The 17,132-nt window shown below is 54.7% G+C and carries 19 protein-coding genes; 10 read left to right on the top strand and 9 right to left on the bottom strand.

Annotated elements, in window-relative coordinates:
* The first annotated feature begins 1 nt into the window (after nucleotide 1).
* From trpCF to trpA, 3 genes are read left to right on the top strand one after another with little or no spacing between them, the layout of a single operon-like run.
* Complete coding sequence (gene trpCF, locus FND52_RS03365) at nucleotides 2-1,360, top strand: bifunctional indole-3-glycerol-phosphate synthase TrpC/phosphoribosylanthranilate isomerase TrpF (protein ID WP_144129315.1); 1,359 nt, start codon at nucleotides 2-4, stop codon at nucleotides 1,358-1,360.
* A gap of 10 nt (nucleotides 1,361-1,370) precedes the next feature.
* The gene (gene trpB / locus FND52_RS03360; RefSeq protein WP_144129313.1) at nucleotides 1,371-2,564 is read left to right on the top strand and encodes a tryptophan synthase subunit beta; all 1,194 of its coding nucleotides are present in this window, start codon (nucleotides 1,371-1,373) and stop codon (nucleotides 2,562-2,564) included.
* Complete coding sequence (trpA, locus tag FND52_RS03355) at nucleotides 2,564-3,373, top strand: tryptophan synthase subunit alpha (RefSeq protein WP_144129310.1); 810 nt, start codon at nucleotides 2,564-2,566, stop codon at nucleotides 3,371-3,373. The genes trpB and trpA overlap by 1 nt, the downstream gene beginning before the upstream one ends.
* Before the next feature lie 61 nt (nucleotides 3,374-3,434).
* Here the strand turns inward: trpA and ompW are convergent, their stop codons facing one another.
* Complete coding sequence (gene ompW / locus FND52_RS03350) at nucleotides 3,435-4,067, bottom strand: outer membrane protein OmpW (protein WP_125294352.1); 633 nt, start codon at nucleotides 4,065-4,067, stop codon at nucleotides 3,435-3,437.
* A gap of 272 nt (nucleotides 4,068-4,339) precedes the next feature.
* Here ompW and FND52_RS03345 point away from each other — a divergent pair, with 272 nt between their 5' ends.
* From FND52_RS03345 to yciA, 4 genes are read left to right on the top strand one after another with little or no spacing between them, the layout of a single operon-like run.
* Nucleotides 4,340-4,741: a YkgJ family cysteine cluster protein gene (locus tag FND52_RS03345; RefSeq protein WP_144129308.1), complete on the top strand. Its 402-nt coding sequence runs from the start codon at nucleotides 4,340-4,342 to the stop codon at nucleotides 4,739-4,741.
* 26 nt (nucleotides 4,742-4,767) lie between these two features.
* Nucleotides 4,768-5,511 carry a YciC family protein gene (locus FND52_RS03340; RefSeq protein WP_125294350.1) on the top strand — a complete coding sequence of 248 codons (744 nt, stop codon included), beginning with the start codon at nucleotides 4,768-4,770 and terminating at the stop codon, nucleotides 5,509-5,511.
* A 59-nt stretch (nucleotides 5,512-5,570) separates the two neighbouring features.
* Nucleotides 5,571-6,110: a septation protein A gene (locus tag FND52_RS03335; protein WP_125294349.1), complete on the top strand. Its 540-nt coding sequence runs from the start codon at nucleotides 5,571-5,573 to the stop codon at nucleotides 6,108-6,110.
* Nucleotides 6,107-6,508: an acyl-CoA thioester hydrolase YciA gene (gene yciA / locus FND52_RS03330; protein WP_125294348.1), complete on the top strand. Its 402-nt coding sequence runs from the start codon at nucleotides 6,107-6,109 to the stop codon at nucleotides 6,506-6,508. The genes FND52_RS03335 and yciA overlap by 4 nt, the downstream gene beginning before the upstream one ends.
* A gap of 44 nt (nucleotides 6,509-6,552) precedes the next feature.
* Here yciA and tonB read toward each other — a convergent pair whose 3' ends face one another.
* Nucleotides 6,553-7,287 carry a TonB system transport protein TonB gene (gene tonB, locus FND52_RS03325; protein ID WP_144129306.1) on the bottom strand — a complete coding sequence of 245 codons (735 nt, stop codon included), beginning with the start codon at nucleotides 7,285-7,287 and terminating at the stop codon, nucleotides 6,553-6,555.
* 214 nt (nucleotides 7,288-7,501) lie between these two features.
* On the opposite strand from tonB, the gene FND52_RS03320 reads away from it, so the two are divergent.
* Nucleotides 7,502-7,798 (top strand): YciI family protein, encoded by a 297-nt coding sequence (locus tag FND52_RS03320; RefSeq protein ID WP_125294347.1) that lies wholly within the window; start codon nucleotides 7,502-7,504, stop codon nucleotides 7,796-7,798.
* Between the two features lie 55 nt (nucleotides 7,799-7,853).
* Here FND52_RS03320 and FND52_RS03315 read toward each other — a convergent pair whose 3' ends face one another.
* Complete coding sequence (locus tag FND52_RS03315) at nucleotides 7,854-8,027, bottom strand: YciY family protein (RefSeq protein WP_125294346.1); 174 nt, start codon at nucleotides 8,025-8,027, stop codon at nucleotides 7,854-7,856.
* A gap of 144 nt (nucleotides 8,028-8,171) precedes the next feature.
* Here FND52_RS03315 and cls point away from each other — a divergent pair, with 144 nt between their 5' ends.
* The gene (gene cls / locus FND52_RS03310) at nucleotides 8,172-9,632 is read left to right on the top strand and encodes a cardiolipin synthase (protein ID WP_125294345.1); all 1,461 of its coding nucleotides are present in this window, start codon (nucleotides 8,172-8,174) and stop codon (nucleotides 9,630-9,632) included.
* Nucleotides 9,633-9,666: 34 nt separating this feature from the next.
* Nucleotides 9,667-9,996: an HI1450 family dsDNA-mimic protein gene (locus FND52_RS03305; RefSeq protein ID WP_125294344.1), complete on the top strand. Its 330-nt coding sequence runs from the start codon at nucleotides 9,667-9,669 to the stop codon at nucleotides 9,994-9,996.
* A 23-nt stretch (nucleotides 9,997-10,019) separates the two neighbouring features.
* Here FND52_RS03305 and FND52_RS03300 read toward each other — a convergent pair whose 3' ends face one another.
* From FND52_RS03300 to oppA, 6 genes are all read right to left on the bottom strand, one after another.
* Nucleotides 10,020-10,853 carry an ion transporter gene (locus tag FND52_RS03300; RefSeq protein WP_144129304.1) on the bottom strand — a complete coding sequence of 278 codons (834 nt, stop codon included), beginning with the start codon at nucleotides 10,851-10,853 and terminating at the stop codon, nucleotides 10,020-10,022.
* Between the two features lie 110 nt (nucleotides 10,854-10,963).
* On the bottom strand, nucleotides 10,964-11,968 hold the full coding sequence (gene oppF / locus FND52_RS03295; protein ID WP_125294342.1) for a murein tripeptide/oligopeptide ABC transporter ATP binding protein OppF: 1,005 nt from the start codon (nucleotides 11,966-11,968) through the stop codon (nucleotides 10,964-10,966).
* On the bottom strand, nucleotides 11,965-12,957 hold the full coding sequence (gene oppD / locus FND52_RS03290) for an ABC transporter ATP-binding protein (protein ID WP_144129302.1): 993 nt from the start codon (nucleotides 12,955-12,957) through the stop codon (nucleotides 11,965-11,967). Before oppD ends, oppF begins: the two co-directional genes overlap by 4 nt.
* A gap of 12 nt (nucleotides 12,958-12,969) precedes the next feature.
* Nucleotides 12,970-13,878 (bottom strand): oligopeptide ABC transporter permease OppC, encoded by a 909-nt coding sequence (oppC, locus tag FND52_RS03285; protein ID WP_125294340.1) that lies wholly within the window; start codon nucleotides 13,876-13,878, stop codon nucleotides 12,970-12,972.
* 14 nt (nucleotides 13,879-13,892) lie between these two features.
* Complete coding sequence (gene oppB, locus FND52_RS03280) at nucleotides 13,893-14,813, bottom strand: oligopeptide ABC transporter permease OppB (RefSeq protein WP_125294339.1); 921 nt, start codon at nucleotides 14,811-14,813, stop codon at nucleotides 13,893-13,895.
* Nucleotides 14,814-14,923: 110 nt separating this feature from the next.
* Nucleotides 14,924-16,552 carry an oligopeptide ABC transporter substrate-binding protein OppA gene (gene oppA, locus FND52_RS03275; protein WP_125294338.1) on the bottom strand — a complete coding sequence of 543 codons (1,629 nt, stop codon included), beginning with the start codon at nucleotides 16,550-16,552 and terminating at the stop codon, nucleotides 14,924-14,926.
* Between the last annotated feature and the right edge of the window lie 580 nt (nucleotides 16,553-17,132).

Here is a 17,132-nt window from a genome sequence, read left to right as displayed (position 1 = left end):
CATGCAAACCGTGTTAGCGAAAATCGTCGCCGACAAGGCCATTTGGGTGGAAGCGCGTAAAGCACAGCAGCCGCTGGCCAGCTTCCAGAATGAAATTGTGCCGAGCCAGCGCCATTTTTACGAGGCGCTGCGGGGCGCACGTACCGTCTTTATTCTCGAATGCAAAAAGGCGTCGCCGTCCAAAGGCGTGATCCGCGATGACTTCGACCCGGCGCGTATCGCGGGGGTTTATAAGCACCACGCTTCGGCGATTTCGGTCCTGACCGATGAGAAATATTTTCAGGGCAGCTTCGATTTCCTGCCCATCGTCAGCCAGATCGCCCCGCAGCCGGTGCTGTGCAAAGATTTCATTATCGACGCGTACCAGATTTACCTGGCGCGCTACTATCAGGCCGACGCCTGCCTGCTGATGCTCTCGGTGCTGGATGACGAGCAGTATCGCCAGCTGGCGGCGGTGGCCCACAGCCTGAATATGGGCGTGCTGACCGAAGTCAGTAATGAAGAAGAGCTGGAGCGCGCGATTGCGCTGGAGGCAAAAGTCGTCGGCATCAATAACCGCGACCTGCGCGACCTGTCAATCGACCTGAACCGCACCCGCCAACTGGCACCGCGCCTCGGCGCAGGCGTGACAGTGATCAGCGAATCGGGCATCAACAGCTATGCCCAGGTGCGCGAGCTCAGTCATTTTGCCAACGGTTTCCTGATTGGCTCTGCGCTGATGGGCCAGGACGACCTCAACGCGGCGGTGCGCAGCGTGCTGCTGGGTGAGAACAAAGTGTGCGGTCTGACCCGCCCGGAAGACGCCAAAGCGGCGTATGAAGCGGGCGCAATCTTCGGCGGACTGATTTTTGCGCCCTCCTCCCCGCGCTACGTTACGCCGGAGCAGGCCCGGACGGTGAGCGCTGCCGCGCCGCTACGCTATGTCGGCGTGTTCCGCGACAGCGCTGTTCAGGACGTGGTGAATATCGCCGAAGCGCTGAAATTATCCGCCGTGCAGCTGCATGGCAGCGAAGATCGGGCTTACATCAGCGCCCTGCGCGATGCGCTGCCTGACGAGGTGGCGATTTGGAAAGCGCTCAGCGTGGCGAATAGCCTCCCGGCGCGCGATCTGCAATTTGTTGACCGCTATGTGTTCGACAACGGCCAGGGCGGCAGCGGGCAGCGTTTCGACTGGTCATTGCTGGCGGGCCAACAGCTCGACAACGTCTTACTGGCCGGTGGGCTGGGCGCGGATAACTGCGTCGATGCGGCCAAACTCGGCTGTAGCGGTTTAGATTTCAATTCCGGTGTGGAAAGCGCGCCGGGTATTAAAGACAGCAACAAGCTGGCGGCGGTATTCAAAACGCTGCGGGCCTATTAAGGAAGAGATCATGACAACATTACTGAACCCTTATTTTGGTGAATTTGGCGGTATGTATGTTCCGCAGATCCTGATGCCCGCGCTGCGCCAGCTTGAAGAAGCTTTTGTCAGCGCGCAGAAGGACCCGGAGTTTCAGGCGCAGTTTACCGACCTGTTGAAAAACTACGCTGGTCGTCCAACCGCATTGACCAAATGCCAGAACATTACCGAAGGCACCCGCACCACGCTGTATCTGAAGCGTGAGGATTTGCTGCACGGCGGCGCGCATAAAACCAACCAGGTGCTGGGACAGGCATTGCTGGCGAAGCGGATGGGTAAAACCGAAATCATCGCCGAAACCGGCGCGGGCCAGCACGGCGTGGCTTCTGCCCTGGCAAGCGCCCTGCTCGGCCTGAAATGCCGCATCTACATGGGCGCTAAAGACGTGGAGCGCCAGTCGCCGAACGTGTTCCGTATGCGCCTGATGGGCGCGGAAGTGATCCCGGTGCACAGCGGCTCGGCCACGCTGAAAGACGCCTGTAACGAGGCGCTGCGCGACTGGTCCGGCAGCTACGATCGCGCTCACTATATGCTGGGCACCGCAGCGGGCCCGCACCCGTTCCCGACTATCGTGCGTGAATTCCAGCGTATGATTGGCGAAGAGACCAAAGCGCAAATCCTCGAAAAAGAGGGCCGCCTGCCGGATGCGGTGCTGGCTTGCGTGGGCGGCGGCTCTAACGCCATCGGCATGTTCGCCGACTTTATTGAAGAAGAGGGCGTGGGGCTGATTGGCATTGAACCGGCCGGGCACGGTATTGAAACCGGCGAACACGGCGCGCCGCTCAAGCATGGCCGCGTGGGCATTTACTTCGGCATGAAATCGCCGATGATGCAGACCGAAGACGGACAAATCGAAGAGTCGTACTCTATTTCCGCCGGGCTCGATTTCCCGTCGGTCGGCCCGCAGCATGCGTATCTCAACAGCACAGGCCGCGCGGAGTATGTGTCGATTACCGATGATGAAGCGCTGGAAGCCTTTAAAACCCTGTGCCTGAAAGAAGGGATTATCCCGGCGCTGGAGTCTTCCCACGCGCTGGCTCACGCCCTGAAGATGGCGCGCGAGAACCCGGAAAAAGAGCAACTGCTGGTGGTTAACCTCTCTGGCCGTGGCGACAAAGACATCTTCACCGTTCACGATATTTTGAAAGCAAGAGGGGAAATCTGATGGAACGTTATGAGCAGTTGTTTAAGCAGCTTGAAGCCCGTAAGGAAGGGGCGTTTGTACCTTTCGTCACCCTCGGCGACCCCTCGCCGGAACAGTCGCTGCGCATTATCGACACGCTGATCGAAGCAGGAGCGGATGCGCTGGAGCTGGGCATTCCGTTCTCCGATCCGCTGGCGGACGGCCCGACCATCCAGAACGCCACCCTGCGCGCCTTTGCCTCCGGCGTGACTCCGGCGCAGTGTTTTGAAATGCTGGCGACCATCCGCCAGAAACATCCACAGATCCCGATTGGCCTGCTGATGTACGCCAACCTGGTGTTCAGCAACGGTGTCGACGCGTTTTACCAGAAGTGCGCCCAGGTGGGTGTGGATTCGGTGCTGGTGGCGGATGTGCCGGTTGAAGAGTCTGCACCGTTCAGCGAAGCGGCGCTGCGCCATAATGTCGCGCCGATTTTCATCTGTCCGCCCAATGCCGATGATAATCTTCTGCGCCAGATTGCCTCGCGTGGCCGCGGCTATACCTATTTGCTGTCTCGTGCGGGCGTTACCGGTGCGGAAAACCGCGCCAGCGTGCCGCTGAATCATCTGATCGACAAGCTGACGGAATACCATGCCGCGCCGCCGTTGCAGGGCTTTGGCATTTCCGAGCCGTCGCAGGTTGAAGCCGCGATTGGAGCGGGCGCTGCCGGGGCGATTTCCGGCTCCGCCATCGTGAAAATTATCGAGAAAAACCTCAACGATCACAGCGCAATGCTGAGCGAGTTGAAAGCGTTTGTGCAAAGCCTGAAGGCCGCCACCCGCCAGGGCTAATAACCCGCCTTGTTAAGCCCCTGTCAACAGGGGCTTAAAGGCAGCTAATGGCTAAACAAACTCAGAACCGATAGCCCGCCGAGAACATAAACACCCACGGATCGATACGGGTTTTGATATTCTGCTGCTCGCCCGCCGCTTTGAATTTCACTTCGGTGTCGATGTCCATATACCAGACCGACATGTTGATCAGCCAGTCCGGATTGATCATGTAATCCAGGCCCACCTGCCCCGCCGCGCCCCAGGAATCTTTAACGCTCAGGTCGGTTAGCTGAGCATCTTTGCCGGTATCGTTGAATTTGGTATCAAAGAAAGTGGTGTAGTTAACGCCGACGCCGACATAAGGACGCGCCTTGCTGGTGGCATCGCCAAAATACCACTGCGCCATTAACGTTGGCGGAAGCTGGTGAACGGTAGCCAGATCCCCCGTCGCCCCCAGGCCAACTTTATGACGAAACGGCGTCGCCGCCAGCAGTTCCACGCCGATATTGTCGGTTGCCATCCAGGTGAACGTCAGCCCCAGCTGGGTATTGTTACTGACGTTAAAGCCGCCCATGCCTAATACATCCTGCGATCCTTCCGTCGGGCGCACCGTCGCGGTACCCGCACGCATAAAAAATTCACCTGCTTCGTGAGCCGGCGCAACACCCGAAAAACAACCCAGAAGCGCCAGAGCCACCGTCAGCTTTTTCATATCCATTCCCTCTTTGTGGTTTTATTTGCGCGCTGAATATACCTACAAAGAAGTAATAAGTGATCTCGTTTCGATCACACTTATTTTGAAAATTTAACATTTATTGATTTAGATTAATTTTTACATGCCATTTACCACGCACCATTTTGCATCTACATCAATTACCCGTTTGCGTATCAAATAAATTTTGTTTTTAACATCTTGCGCCGTCACTGAAGGCTGGCTAACGTAGTGGACAATAAGTAAGCGAATCTGATGAATGCGGGTGTACGATGAGTAATGAATGCTTGTCCTGCGGTGCCTGTTGTGCGTTTTTTCGTGTCTCTTTTTACTGGGCTGAAGCTGATGATGCAGGCGGAGCGGTGCCTGTTGAACTGACGGAACCCGTTACCCCTTTCCTGCGCTGTATGGGCGGCACCAACCAGCGCCAGAGCCGCTGTGTGGCGTTGCAAGGCGAGCCTGGCAAAAACGTCAGCTGCGCGATTTATCATCAGCGGCCTTCCCCCTGCCGGGAATTTACCCGCTCGGGAGAAAACGGCGTTACCGAAGAAGCCTGTAACCGCGCCCGCGCCCATTACGGTTTACCGCCGCTGTACGGCACAGATTTACTGAGCTTGACCATTCACAGTGCTGCAACTGACAGGCCATCCAGGGTACAATTGCCGCCAGATTAATACGGCAATCAACTCAAGGAGAGTGCATGTCTATCACGGCAAAATCCGTTTACCGTGACACGGGGAATTTTTTTCGCAATCAGCTGGTTACTATTCTGCTGATCGCGCTGCTATGTGCCTTTATTACCGTTCTTTTTGGGCATGCCTTTTCACCGAGCGAAGAACAGCTGTCGATTCTGAGCGAGGGCGATAATTTAACCGGGAGCGTTGGGCTGTTTGAACTGGTGCAGAATATGACGCCGGAACAGCAGCAGGTGTTATTGCGCGCCTCCGCCGTGTCGACCTTTTCCGGTCTGTTCGGCAACGCCATTCTGGCGGGCGGCATTTTATTACTGATCCAGATGGTTTCCGCCGGGCAGCCGGTGAGTGCCCTGCGCGCCATTGGTGCCAGCGCGCCAGTTCTGCCGCGGATGTTCCTGCTAATTTTACTGACCACGCTGCTGGTGCAGGTCGGCATTATGCTGATTGTACTGCCGGGCGTTATTCTGGCGATTGTGCTGTCGCTGGCACCAGTGATGCTGGTACAGGATAAAGTGGGCATTTTTCAGGCGATGCGCAACAGTATGCGCCTGGCCTGGAGCAATATGCGTCTTGTCGCTCCGGCGGTGATGAGCTGGCTGTTGGCGAAAACCGCCCTGCTGCTGATGGCTTCCGGTTTTGCGGCGCTGACTCCTCAGGTAGGTGCGATTGTCGCAAACACGCTGAGCAATTTAATTTCAGCGCTGCTGCTAATCTATCTTTATCGCCTGTACATGCTGTTACGCCAATAACCTGTCCCGGCTCCTGGCGGTTGCGATAGAGTCAGGAGCCTTTCGTTACGGAATCGATTATGAAGCAGTTTCTCGACTTTTTACCGCTAATTGTCTTTTTTGCATTTTATAAGCTGTACGATATTTATGCCGGAACCGCGGCGCTGATTGTCGCTACCGCCGTGGTGCTGGTATATAGCTGGTTCAAATACCGCAAGATTGAAAAAATGGCGCTCATTACTTTTGTACTGGTGGCGGTATTTGGCGGTCTGACGCTGTTTTTCCACAACGATGAATTTATTAAGTGGAAAGTCACGGTGATTTACGCCCTGTTCGCCAGCGCATTGCTGATTAGCCAGTGGATCATGAAAAAACCGCTGATTCAGAGCATGCTCGGCAAAGAACTGACGCTGCCGCAACCAGTGTGGTCACGCCTGAATATCGCCTGGGCGCTGTTCTTTATTGCCTGCGGCCTGGCCAATATTTATATCGCGTTCTGGCTGCCGCAAAGCGTATGGGTCAATTTTAAAGTCTTTGGGCTGACGGCGTTAACCCTGGTATTTACCCTGTTAAGCGGAATTTATATTTATCGCCATATGCCGCAGGAAGAGAAGAAATGAGTCACGAACAAACCGCACCGCAGGGAGAATTAGTATTACGCACGCTGGCGATGCCCGCAGACACCAATGCTAACGGCGATATTTTCGGCGGCTGGCTGATGTCGCAAATGGATATCGGCGGCGCGATCATGGCGAAAGAGCAGGCCCATGGCCGCGTCGTCACTGTGCGCGTCGACGGAATGACCTTTCTGCGCCCGGTGGCAGTGGGCGATGTGGTGTGCTGCTATGCAAATTGCATCAAGCGCGGTAATACATCGGTGACCATAAACGTGGAAGTGTGGGTGAAGAAAGTCTCTTCCGAACCTATCGGCCAGCGTTATAAAGCCACCGAAGCGTTATTTATCTACGTCGCGGTGGACGAACAGGGAAAACCCCGGCCGCTGCCCGCGTTGAACTAAAAAAAAGCACGCCACCTGGCGTGCTTTGTTATTTAGGGCGTAGTTTATTCAACCGTCGCCCCGCCGTTAATGCGGAATACCACGTTAACGATCAATCCGTTACCCGGTTTGCCCGGCTCATAGCGCCATTTACGCATCGCGTTTTTCACTTCACGCTCGAACATATTGGTCGGTTTGGCTGACAGTACCTGGATATTGTCCACCCGACCATCGGCACCCACGTCGAATTTCACCCGCACGTTGCCTTCCATACGCAGCGCAAAGGCACGCGCCGGATAGGTCGGCTGGTTACGGCTCACCGCTCGCGGGCCTGACGGCGCGGCCACAGCAGGGGTTGGCGCAGACGGACGTGGAGAAACGGTTTTAGCCGGGGTTTTATTCTCAAACGGCGATGCGGCGCGCGGCTCTGCCGGTTTCACTTCACGCTTCGGCTGCTCTTCCACTTTCTTCACCGGCTTGGGCTTCGGTTTTGGCTTCGGCTTCGGTTCCGGTTTATGGATCATCACTGGCGCTTCTTTCGGCGGTTCCGGCAGCGGTTCGGGTTCCGGCTCCGGTTCAACAACCGGTTCCGGCGGCGGCGGCTCGACCACCGGCTGCGGCGGTTCCAGCACTTCAGGCGCGACCATGGTCACGGAGATAGGCTGGGAAGGCGCAGGCAGTTCAATAACCTGATGTACCGAGGTATAAAGCAGCCCCGCCACTACGGCACCATGCACCGCCACAGACAGCAGGGTCGGCCATGGAAAACGACGAGGTAAATCGAGGGTCATTGAGGTCATAGCAATTTCGTTAAATGAGCAATGGGTCGATTTTAAATGCAAATAGCAATCATATTCAACAACGCATCACCCATTCATGCAAATCTCATCCGCTAACCCTCAAAAACACCCGGATTATGTTAAGGAATTAACAGGTAATTTATGTTTACGTTGCAGGATCGGGCGCTTTCCAATACCGTAAATGCTCTTTGCGATTTTTAAAGGAACTCTGCCTGTGCTTTACGTTATTTACGCTGAAGATAATGCCGATTCTCTGGAAAAACGACTGTCGGTACGCCCGGCTCACCTGGCTCGCCTGCAGCTGCTGCGTGATGAAGGAAAATTACTCACTGCCGGGCCGATGCCTGCCGTTGACAGCAATGAGCCTGGTGCCGCGGGTTTTACCGGCTCTACGGTTATCGCTGAATTTGAATCGCTCGAAGACGCCGAAGCCTGGGCGCAGGCAGATCCCTATATCGCGGCGGGAGTGTATAAAACCGTGTCAGTGAAGCCGTTCAAGAAAGTTTTCTGAGCAACCGAACGCTAAAAATCATCGGGCACCGCATGCGGTGCCCTCTTTTTTGCGCTTACAACGCGTGGATTGCAAACAGTAAAGTGCCGCGTTGACGATTAACAATGCACTTTCTGATGGCGTGGATCCGCATATTGCGTCGCGACTGCGCTTCCAGCCAGCGCGATTTGCGCCGCTGAGTCTGGCGTAACATCCGCCAGCGCCCAACCTCAGTTCTACTACGCCTCATGACTACTACTCTTAATAAGAACAGACGCGTCATTATAGACCCTTCCCGGTGGCTTCAAAGGAGTTTTCTGGCGCATTTTCTGTTTGATGGAATGAGACTTGTGCGTACACTCATAAGACGGCGAATCAAAAGGATTTTCAGGATATGACGACTTTCTACACCGTAATAAGTTGGCTGGTGTTTTTGGGTTATTGGCTGCTTATTGCCGGTGTAACGCTGCGTATTTTAATGAAGCGCCGCGCCGTTCCTTCCGCCATGGCCTGGCTGCTGATTATTTATATTCTTCCCCTGGTCGGGATCATTGCTTATTTATCGTTTGGCGAACTGCACTTGGGCAAGCGCCGGGCCGAGCGTGCCCGGGCTATGTGGCCTTCCACGGCGAAATGGCTGCATGAACTTAAAGCCTGCAAGCACATCTTTGCTGAAGAAAACAGCGAGGTGGCAAGTTCGCTGTTCCAGCTGTGTGAACGGCGTCAGGGCATCAGCGGCGTCAAAGGCAACCAGTTGCAACTGCTGACGGATTCCGACGATGTGATGCAGGCGTTAATCCGCGACATCCAGCTTGCTCGCCACAATATCGAGATGGTGTTTTATATCTGGGCACCGGGCGGCATGGCGGATCAGGTCGCCGAGTCGTTAATGGCGGCGGCGCGTCGCGGGGTGCATTGCCGCCTGATGCTGGATTCCGCAGGCAGCGTGACGTTTTTCCGCAGCCCCTGGGCGGCAATGATGCGCAACGCGGGTGTGGAAGTGGTGGAAGCATTAAAAGTTAATCTGATGCGTGTGTTTCTGCGCCGCATGGATTTACGCCAGCACCGCAAAATGGTGATGATCGACAACTACATCGCCTATACCGGCAGTATGAACCTGGTGGACCCGCGCTTCTTTAAACAAGATGCAGGCGTGGGCCAGTGGGTGGATTTAATGGCGCGCATGGAAGGCCCGGTGGCGACCGCGATGGGCATTGTCTACTCCTGCGACTGGGAAATTGAAACCGGTAAACGCCTGCTTCCGCCGCCGCCGGATTTGAATATTATGCCGTTCGAACAGGCCAGCGGGCATACCATCCAAACTATCGCTTCCGGGCCGGGCTTCCCGGAAGATTTGATCCATCAGGCATTGTTAACCTCGGTGTATGCCGCGCGCGAATACCTGATTATGACTACGCCCTACTTTGTGCCGTCTGACGATCTGCTGCACGCGATTTGCACTGCCGCCCAGCGCGGCGTCGACGTGAGCATTATTCTGCCGCGCAAAAACGACTCGATGCTGGTGGGCTGGGCCAGCCGGGCGTTCTTTACCGAACTGCTGGCCGCCGGGGTCAAGATTTACCAGTTTGAAGGCGGCCTGCTGCATACCAAAAGCGTGCTGGTCGATGGGCAGTTAAGCCTGGTCGGTACGGTGAACCTGGATATGCGCAGCCTGTGGCTCAACTTTGAAATCACGCTGGTGATCGACGACGCCGGCTTTGCCGCCGATCTCGCTGCCGTGCAGGACGATTATATTTCACGCTCCCGGCTGCTGGAGGTGCGTTTATGGGTAAAACGCCCGTTATGGCAGCGGATCACCGAGCGTTTGTTTTACTTCTTTAGCCCGTTGCTGTAAAACGGGCCTCAATGAATCAATCAAGGTAGTGATGATGGAAATGGATCTGAATAATCGCCTGACGGAAGACGAAACCCTGGATCAGGCATACGATATTTTTCTTGAACTGGCGGCGGATAATCTCGATCCGGCAGATATTATTCTGTTTAATTTGCAGTTCGAAGAGCGTGGCGGTGCAGAGCTTTTCGACCCGTCCCAGGAGTGGGAACAGCATGTGGATTTCGATTTAAATCCCGACTTTTTCTCTGAAGTGGTGATTGGCCTGGCGGAAAGCGAAGACGGTGAAATCACCGACGTATTTGCCCGCGTTCTGCTGTGCCGCGAAAAAGATCATAAATTCTGCCATATCCTGTGGCGTGAATAATCGGGCGCGGCGTCCGCCGCGTCTTATTCCTCGCTTTTCGGTAATGCCCCGCCGCAATGATGGCAATATTTGGCCGTGACCTGATGCCCCTGAGTTTTGCATTTTGGGCACACCCGCGCTTTATGTCGGTTCTGCAATTCATTGGTCATTTGCGCGGTCAAAATACCGGTCGGAATGGCAATCACCGAATAACCAATTAAGATCAACAGCGATGCCACCAGCCTTCCGGCAGCGGTTTGCGGAGTAATGTCGCCATAGCCCACGGTGGTGACGGTAACGACTGCCCAGTAGACTGCGGTGCCCAGCGTTTTGAAGCCGCTTTCTGGCCCTTCAATGCCGTACATCAGCGCCCCGGCAATCACCATCACAATGCCAATAAAACTATAAAACAGAATCAGCTGATGCCGGGCATTCACCACCGATCGCCAGAAACTGTTCACTGACGGCATAATTCTCAGCAGCTTGAGGATACGGAATACCCGAATTGCCCGTATCGCCCGCCACAGATACACATACCCCATGGCAAATTCCGGCCACAGCAGTAATACGTACAGCGGCAATAGCGTAACGAGATCGACGATCCCCCAGAAACTCCACGCATAGTGGGCCGGATTGGGCCATACCCACAGTCGCAGCAAATATTCAGCGGTAAACAGCAGCGTAAAGCCGATTTCCAGCCCGACGAAGATCAGGCGCTGGGAACTGGTAGGATGATACTGGGTGCCAAAACCGGATTCGATAAACACTACTGCTACGCTGAGCAGCGCGATAAACCCGCACAGCGCTTCAAAACGCCGACCGCTACGGGTACGTTGATCGAATAATCGGTAATAGAGACGCGAGCGCAGCATAGCCATTTGCAGACTCTTTTCACAAAAAAGGCCAGCGATTGCTGGCCCTGAGATTCTGGCATAACGCCGGATTGCGGTCTTGATCTTTATGGCTTCAGATAAATGCCCGTCTCCCGCTACAGCGGGTCAACCTTCAAACACGAAACCGCATGACGGAAGCTGCCTTCCAGCATCGGACGGGTTTTGGCGCATTCTGGCCCGGCAATCGGGCAGCGGGTGCGGAACACGCAGCCCGACGGCGGATTGATTGGCGATGGCAATTCCCCTTCCAGCAGCTGGATTTGCTTATTCTTTTCCAGGTCCGGGTCGGGGATCGGCACCGCCGACATCAGCGCTTTGGTGTAGGGGTGCAGCGGGTTATGGTACACCTCGTCGTAGGTGCCAAGCTCCACCGCATGGCCCAGATACATCACCAGTACGCGATCGGAAATATGCTTCACCACCGCCAGGTCGTGGGCGATAAAAATCAGCGACAGCCCCATTTCGCGTTGCAGTTTCTGAAGCAGGTTGACCACCTGCGCCTGAATCGACACGTCCAGCGCGGAAACCGGCTCGTCACAGATAATCAGCTTTGGTTCGAGGATCAGCGCGCGGGCGATACCGATACGCTGACACTGGCCGCCGGAAAACTCGTGCGGATAGCGGTTTATCAGGTTTGGCAGCAGGCCCACTTTCATCATCATCGCCTTGACGCGATCCTGCACTTCCTGGCGCGGCATTTTCGGATGATAGGTGCGCAGCGGCTCGGCGATTATGTCGCCGATATTCATACGCGGGTTCAGCGAAGCCAGCGGATCCTGGAAAATCATCTGGATATCGCTGCGCACGTCGCGCCACTCCTGCGGGTTCAGGCCCATCAAATCTTTGCCAAGCCACGCCACGCGCCCGCTGGTGGCTTTCACCAGTCCGATTATCGCCCGCGCGAAGGTGGATTTGCCGCAGCCGGATTCCCCCACCACGCCCAGCGTTTCGCCTTCGTACAGCCGCAGGGTGACGCCGTCCACCGCCTTGAGGGTTTTCGGCGGCTGCCAGAACCACTGTTTACCGTCTTTAATCTCGAAATGGACTTTAAGATCGGCGATTTCCAGCAGAACTTTTCTTTCCTGGGTTACAGCGCTCATACCAGTTCCTCCACCGGTTTAAAGCAGGCGCGCAGACGCCCGTCGGCAAATCTCTCCAGCGGTGGCATGGTGTTGCAGATCTCCATGGCATGCGGACAGCGCGGCTGGAACGGGCACCCTTGAGGCAGACGCAGCAGGTTAGGCGGGTTACCGGGAATGGTCGTTAACGATTCCCCTTCCGCATCAAGCCGCGGTACCGCATTAATCAGACCGATGGAGTACGGGTGCGCGGGCTGATAAAACACATCCCGCGCGCGGCCATATTCCATGGTGCGCCCGGCGTACATTACCAGCACTTTGTCGCAAATCCCCGCCACCACGCCGAGATCATGGGTGATCATAATGATGGCAGTATTAAACTCGCGCTTCAGCTCGTTTAGCAGGGTCATGATTTGCGCCTGCACGGTCACATCCAGCGCGGTTGTCGGCTCATCGGCAATCAGCAGCTTCGGCCGGCACAGCAAGGCCATGGCGATCATCACGCGCTGGCGCATCCCGCCGGAGAATTCATGCGGGAACATGCGCATCCGCTTACAGGATTCCGGCATTTTTACCGCGTCCAGCATGCGTACCGATTCCTCAAACGCTTCCGCTTTGCTCATCCCTTTGTGCAGCATCAGCACTTCCATCAGCTGCTCGCCAACGCGCATATAGGGGTTGAGCGAGGTCATCGGGTCCTGGAAAATCATCGAGATCTGCTCGGCGCGCAGGCGGTTCAGCTCACGCTCCGGCAGGTTGAGAATTTCTCTGCCGTTAAAGGTAGCGGACCCGCCGATACGGCCATTGGCCGCCAACAGCCCCATTAACGCGAAAGCGGTTTGCGATTTGCCGGAGCCGGATTCGCCAACGATGCCCAGGGTTTCGCCCGCTTTCAGGCTGAAGTTAAGATCGTTAACGGCGGTCACGTCACCGTCCGGGGTGCTGAACGTCACGCGTAAGTCTTTAACGTTTAACAGCGCCTGGCTCATCGCCTGTTCATTAATACTCATTCAGGGCGCTCCTTAGCGATCTTTCGGGTCGAGGGCATCACGCAGGCCATCGCCGATAAAGTTAAAACAGAACAGCGTGATCACCAGAAAACCCGCCGGGAACAGCAGCAGCCACGGGGAAACTTCCATCGAGTTCGCCCCATCGCTCAGCAGTGCGCCCCAACTGCTTAATGGCTCCTGGGTTCCTAAGCCGAGAAAGCTCAGGAAGGATTCAAACAGGATCATGCTCGGCACCAGCAGCGACGCATACACCACCACCACACCCAGTACGTTCGGCACGATATGGCGAACCACGATATTGGCGGTAGATACCCCGCCGACCTGGGCGGCCTCAATAAACTCTTTGCGCTTCAGGCTTAAGGTCTGGCCGCGCACGATACGTGCCATATCCAGCCAGGACACCATACCGATAGCGACAAAAATCAGCAGGATGTTTTGACCAAAGAAGGTTACCAGCAGGATCACGAAGAACATAAACGGGAATGAGTTCAGGATTTCCAGCACACGCATCATTACCGAGTCGACTTTCCCGCCGAGATAGCCCGATAGCGAACCGTAAAGCGTACCCAACAGCACCGCCACCAGCGCGGCGGCAATCCCTACCATCAGCGAAATTCGCCCGCCGATAGCCACGCGCACCAGCAAATCACGCCCGGACGAATCGGTGCCGAAGTAGTGACCAGACTCCATGTCCGGCGCGCTCGACATCATGCCCCAGTCGGTATCAAAGTAGGTGAACTGCGACAGCATTGGCGCAAAGGTGACGAACAGCGCAATCAACAACAGCACCACCAGGCTGGCCAACGCTGCCCGGTTATGCATAAAACGACGGCGTGCGTCCTGCCACAGGCTGCGGCCTTCCACGTCCAGCTTTTCACTGAAGTTTTCCAGCGCCTCGCTGTTTTTCTTACTCAACATCATGGCGTACCTCAGCGTTAATAACGGATTTTCGGGTCAATGACGGCATACAGCACATCGACCACGGCATTGAACAGGATCGTCAGCGCGCCCACCAGAATGGTCAGGCTCAGCACCAGCGAGTAGTCGCGGTTCAGTGCGCCGTTAACGAACAGCTGGCCGATACCCGGCAGGCCATAAATGGTTTCGATCACCATTGAACCGGTGATGATGCCGACAAACGCCGGTCCCATATAAGAAAGCACCGGCAGCAAAGCGGGCTTCAGGGCATGGCGCAGCACGATGCGGCGCATCGGCAGGCCTTTGGCGCGGGCGGTGCGAATAAAGTTCGAGTGCAGGACTTCAATCATCGAACCGCGGGTGATACGCGCGATGCTGGCAATATAGGCCAGCGACAGCGCCACCATCGGCAGGATCATAAATTTGAGCGCCCCGCCGTTCCAGCCGCCGCCCGGTAGCCACTTCAGGGTAATGGCGAAGATCAAGACCAGCAGAGGTGCCACCACAAAGCTGGGTATCACCACTCCGGTCATGGCGAAACCCATCACCGTGTAATCCCATTTGGTGTTTTGCTTCAACGCCGCGATCACCCCCGCGCTGACGCCCAGAAAGACCGCCAGGAAAAACGCCGCGGCACCCAGTTTGGCGGACACCGGAAACGACGTCGCCACCAGGTCGTTAACCGAATAGTCTTTGTATTTAAAAGACGGGCCGAAGTCCCCGTGCGCCAGCTGCTTCAGGTAGCTGAAATACTGGGTCATGATGGGATCGTTCAGATGGTATTTCGCTTCGATATTCGCCATAACTTCTGGCGGAAGGGTGCGCTCGCCGGTAAAAGGGCTTCCCGGCGCAAGACGCATCATAAAAAAGGAGATCGTTATAAGAATAAACAGCGTCGGAATCGCTTCCAGACAACGACGTAGAATAAATTTTAACATTGCCCGTACCTTCTGGCGTGTGCCTTTGTAGTGCGCTTAAAACAGACACAGTGGGGCAAGGAAAACCGTTTATTCAAAACAAACGTTCGTCCCTGCCCCACGCATTGCCATTAATGTTTGATAATGTACAGATCTTTCACGTAGATATTATCAAGCGGGTCTTTACCGGTATAACCACCAACCCAGGGTTTCACCAGGCGGGCGTTAACGTAGTAGAACACCGGCGCAATGACGGAATCTTTATCCAGCTGTTGCTCAGCCTTGTTGTAAAGCTCGGTACGCTGCGCCTCATCGGTCACTTTCAGCGCGTCATCCATGATCTTGTCATAGGCTTCGCTCTTATAGTGCGACGTGTTGTTAGAGCTGTTTGACAGCATGGTGTTCAGGAATGATGTCGGTTCGTTGTAATCCGCACACCAGGCGGCGCGAGATACGTCATAGTTACCCTGATGGCGGGTATCCAGGAAGGTTTTCCACTCCTGGTTTTCCAGCTTAACGTTGACGCCAAGGTTTTTCTGCCAGATTGACGACACGGCGATAGCCAGTTTCTTATGCAGATCGGAGGTGTTGTACAGCAGGTTGAAGGTCAGCGGCTTATCTTTGGTGTAACCCGCTTCGGCTAACAGCTTACGCGCTTCTTCGTTACGCTTCTCTTGCGTCCAGCCGAACCACTCCGGTTTGGTGAAGTTCGCGCCATCAGTATAAGGCGGGGTATAGCCAAAGGCCGGGAGGTCGCCCTGGTTCTTCACTTTATTGACGATAATGTCGCGGTCGAGGCCCAGCTTCAGCGCGGCACGCACGCGCGGATCGTTAAACGGCGCTTTCTGGTTGTTGATTTCGTAGTAATAGGTGCACAGATACGGGTCGACGTGAACTTCGTTCGGGATCTCTTTTTTCAGTTTCTGGAACAGTTCAATTGGCATGTTGTTATAGGTCATGTCAATTTCGCCGCTGCGGTAGCGGTTAACGTCGGTGACTTCAGAAGAAATCGGCAGGTAGGTGACCTGATTAATCACGGTTTTGGCGTTATCCCAATAGTTGGTATTACGCTCCAGCACCATTTTTTCGTTTACCACCCAGCTGGTTAACTTATACGCGCCGTTGGAGACGATATTGGCCGGTTGAGTCCACTTCTCTCCGAATTTTTCCACCACGGCTTTTGGCACTGGTGCCATCGAGGAGTGTACCAGCAGCTTGTAAAAATACGGCACCGGCTCGCTTAAGGTCACTTCCAGGGTGTGGTCATCCACTGCCTTCACGCCCAGTTCGGTCGGGGCTTTTTTACCGGCGATGATGTCATCGATATTCGCGATGTGGCCGTATTGCAGATAGCTTTCGTACGGTGAAGCCGTTTTAGGGTCGGCCAGGCGCTGCCAGCTGTATACAAAATCCTGCGCTGTTACCGGGTCGCCGTTAGACCATTTCGCATCTTTACGCAGATGGAAGGTCCAGACTTTAAAATCTTTATTATCCCAGGACTCCGCCACACCCGCTTTTGGATGTCCGTCCGGGCCGGTTATCAATAAGTTTTCAAACAAATCGCGGTTAACGTTAGATTCCGGCACGCCCTCGATTTTATGAGGATCGAGCGACTGTACTTCCGAGCCGTTATTACGCACCAGCGTTTGTTGCTCTGCCAGTTGGACACCTGCCGGTACATCGGCAGCCATGGCCGAACCTGCGATTAGCGCCGATAAAATACCTGCTGCTACCAGACTTCTTTTTGTGATGATGGACATTGTGTTGTGACTCCACTCGTTATAATGAAGACCCTTACGGCCTGTTTTTCCCTTAGGGAGTTCTGTACAGCGCAGGAGTGAATAGCCGCTGCCAGATGTTCTTTTACTTCTTCGCTATACCGGATCATCTATCCCGACAGATACTAAGCCAGCGAATGTTTTGGCCGGAAAGTATCAAATGCGTTCCAGCCGCGCCAATATAATTTGCAAATTTGTTAAGCGTTTCTCTTTTGGAATGCGCGATCTGGATAACAAATGATCACCAAAAGCACGCGCATCGCATTAAAGTTATTTAAAATCAATTCGATGAAGCATTCATGCCGCTCGCATTAGCACAGCAAGCACGCTAACCGCAAATTTTGCATAAAATTAACAATTGACTATTTTTTAGCAGATAACTCTACGATAGCCACAAAATTACTAATATCATTTCAATAATGTTGCAGCAAGCACCAGAGTTGATTGTGAGAGAAATAACAGCTCAGGAGAGGAATTAATAATCACTATAGAGGAAGAGTTTTTATACTCTATTGAAAGTTAAGGCTTTTATCAGGTATTACTTTTTATTATGAAATCCTCA

The organism is Atlantibacter subterraneus (genome assembly GCF_007570865.1).
In the GTDB taxonomy this organism is placed as follows: domain Bacteria; phylum Pseudomonadota; class Gammaproteobacteria; order Enterobacterales; family Enterobacteriaceae; genus Atlantibacter; species Atlantibacter subterraneus.
This window is presented reverse-complemented; position numbering and strand designations above follow the sequence as displayed.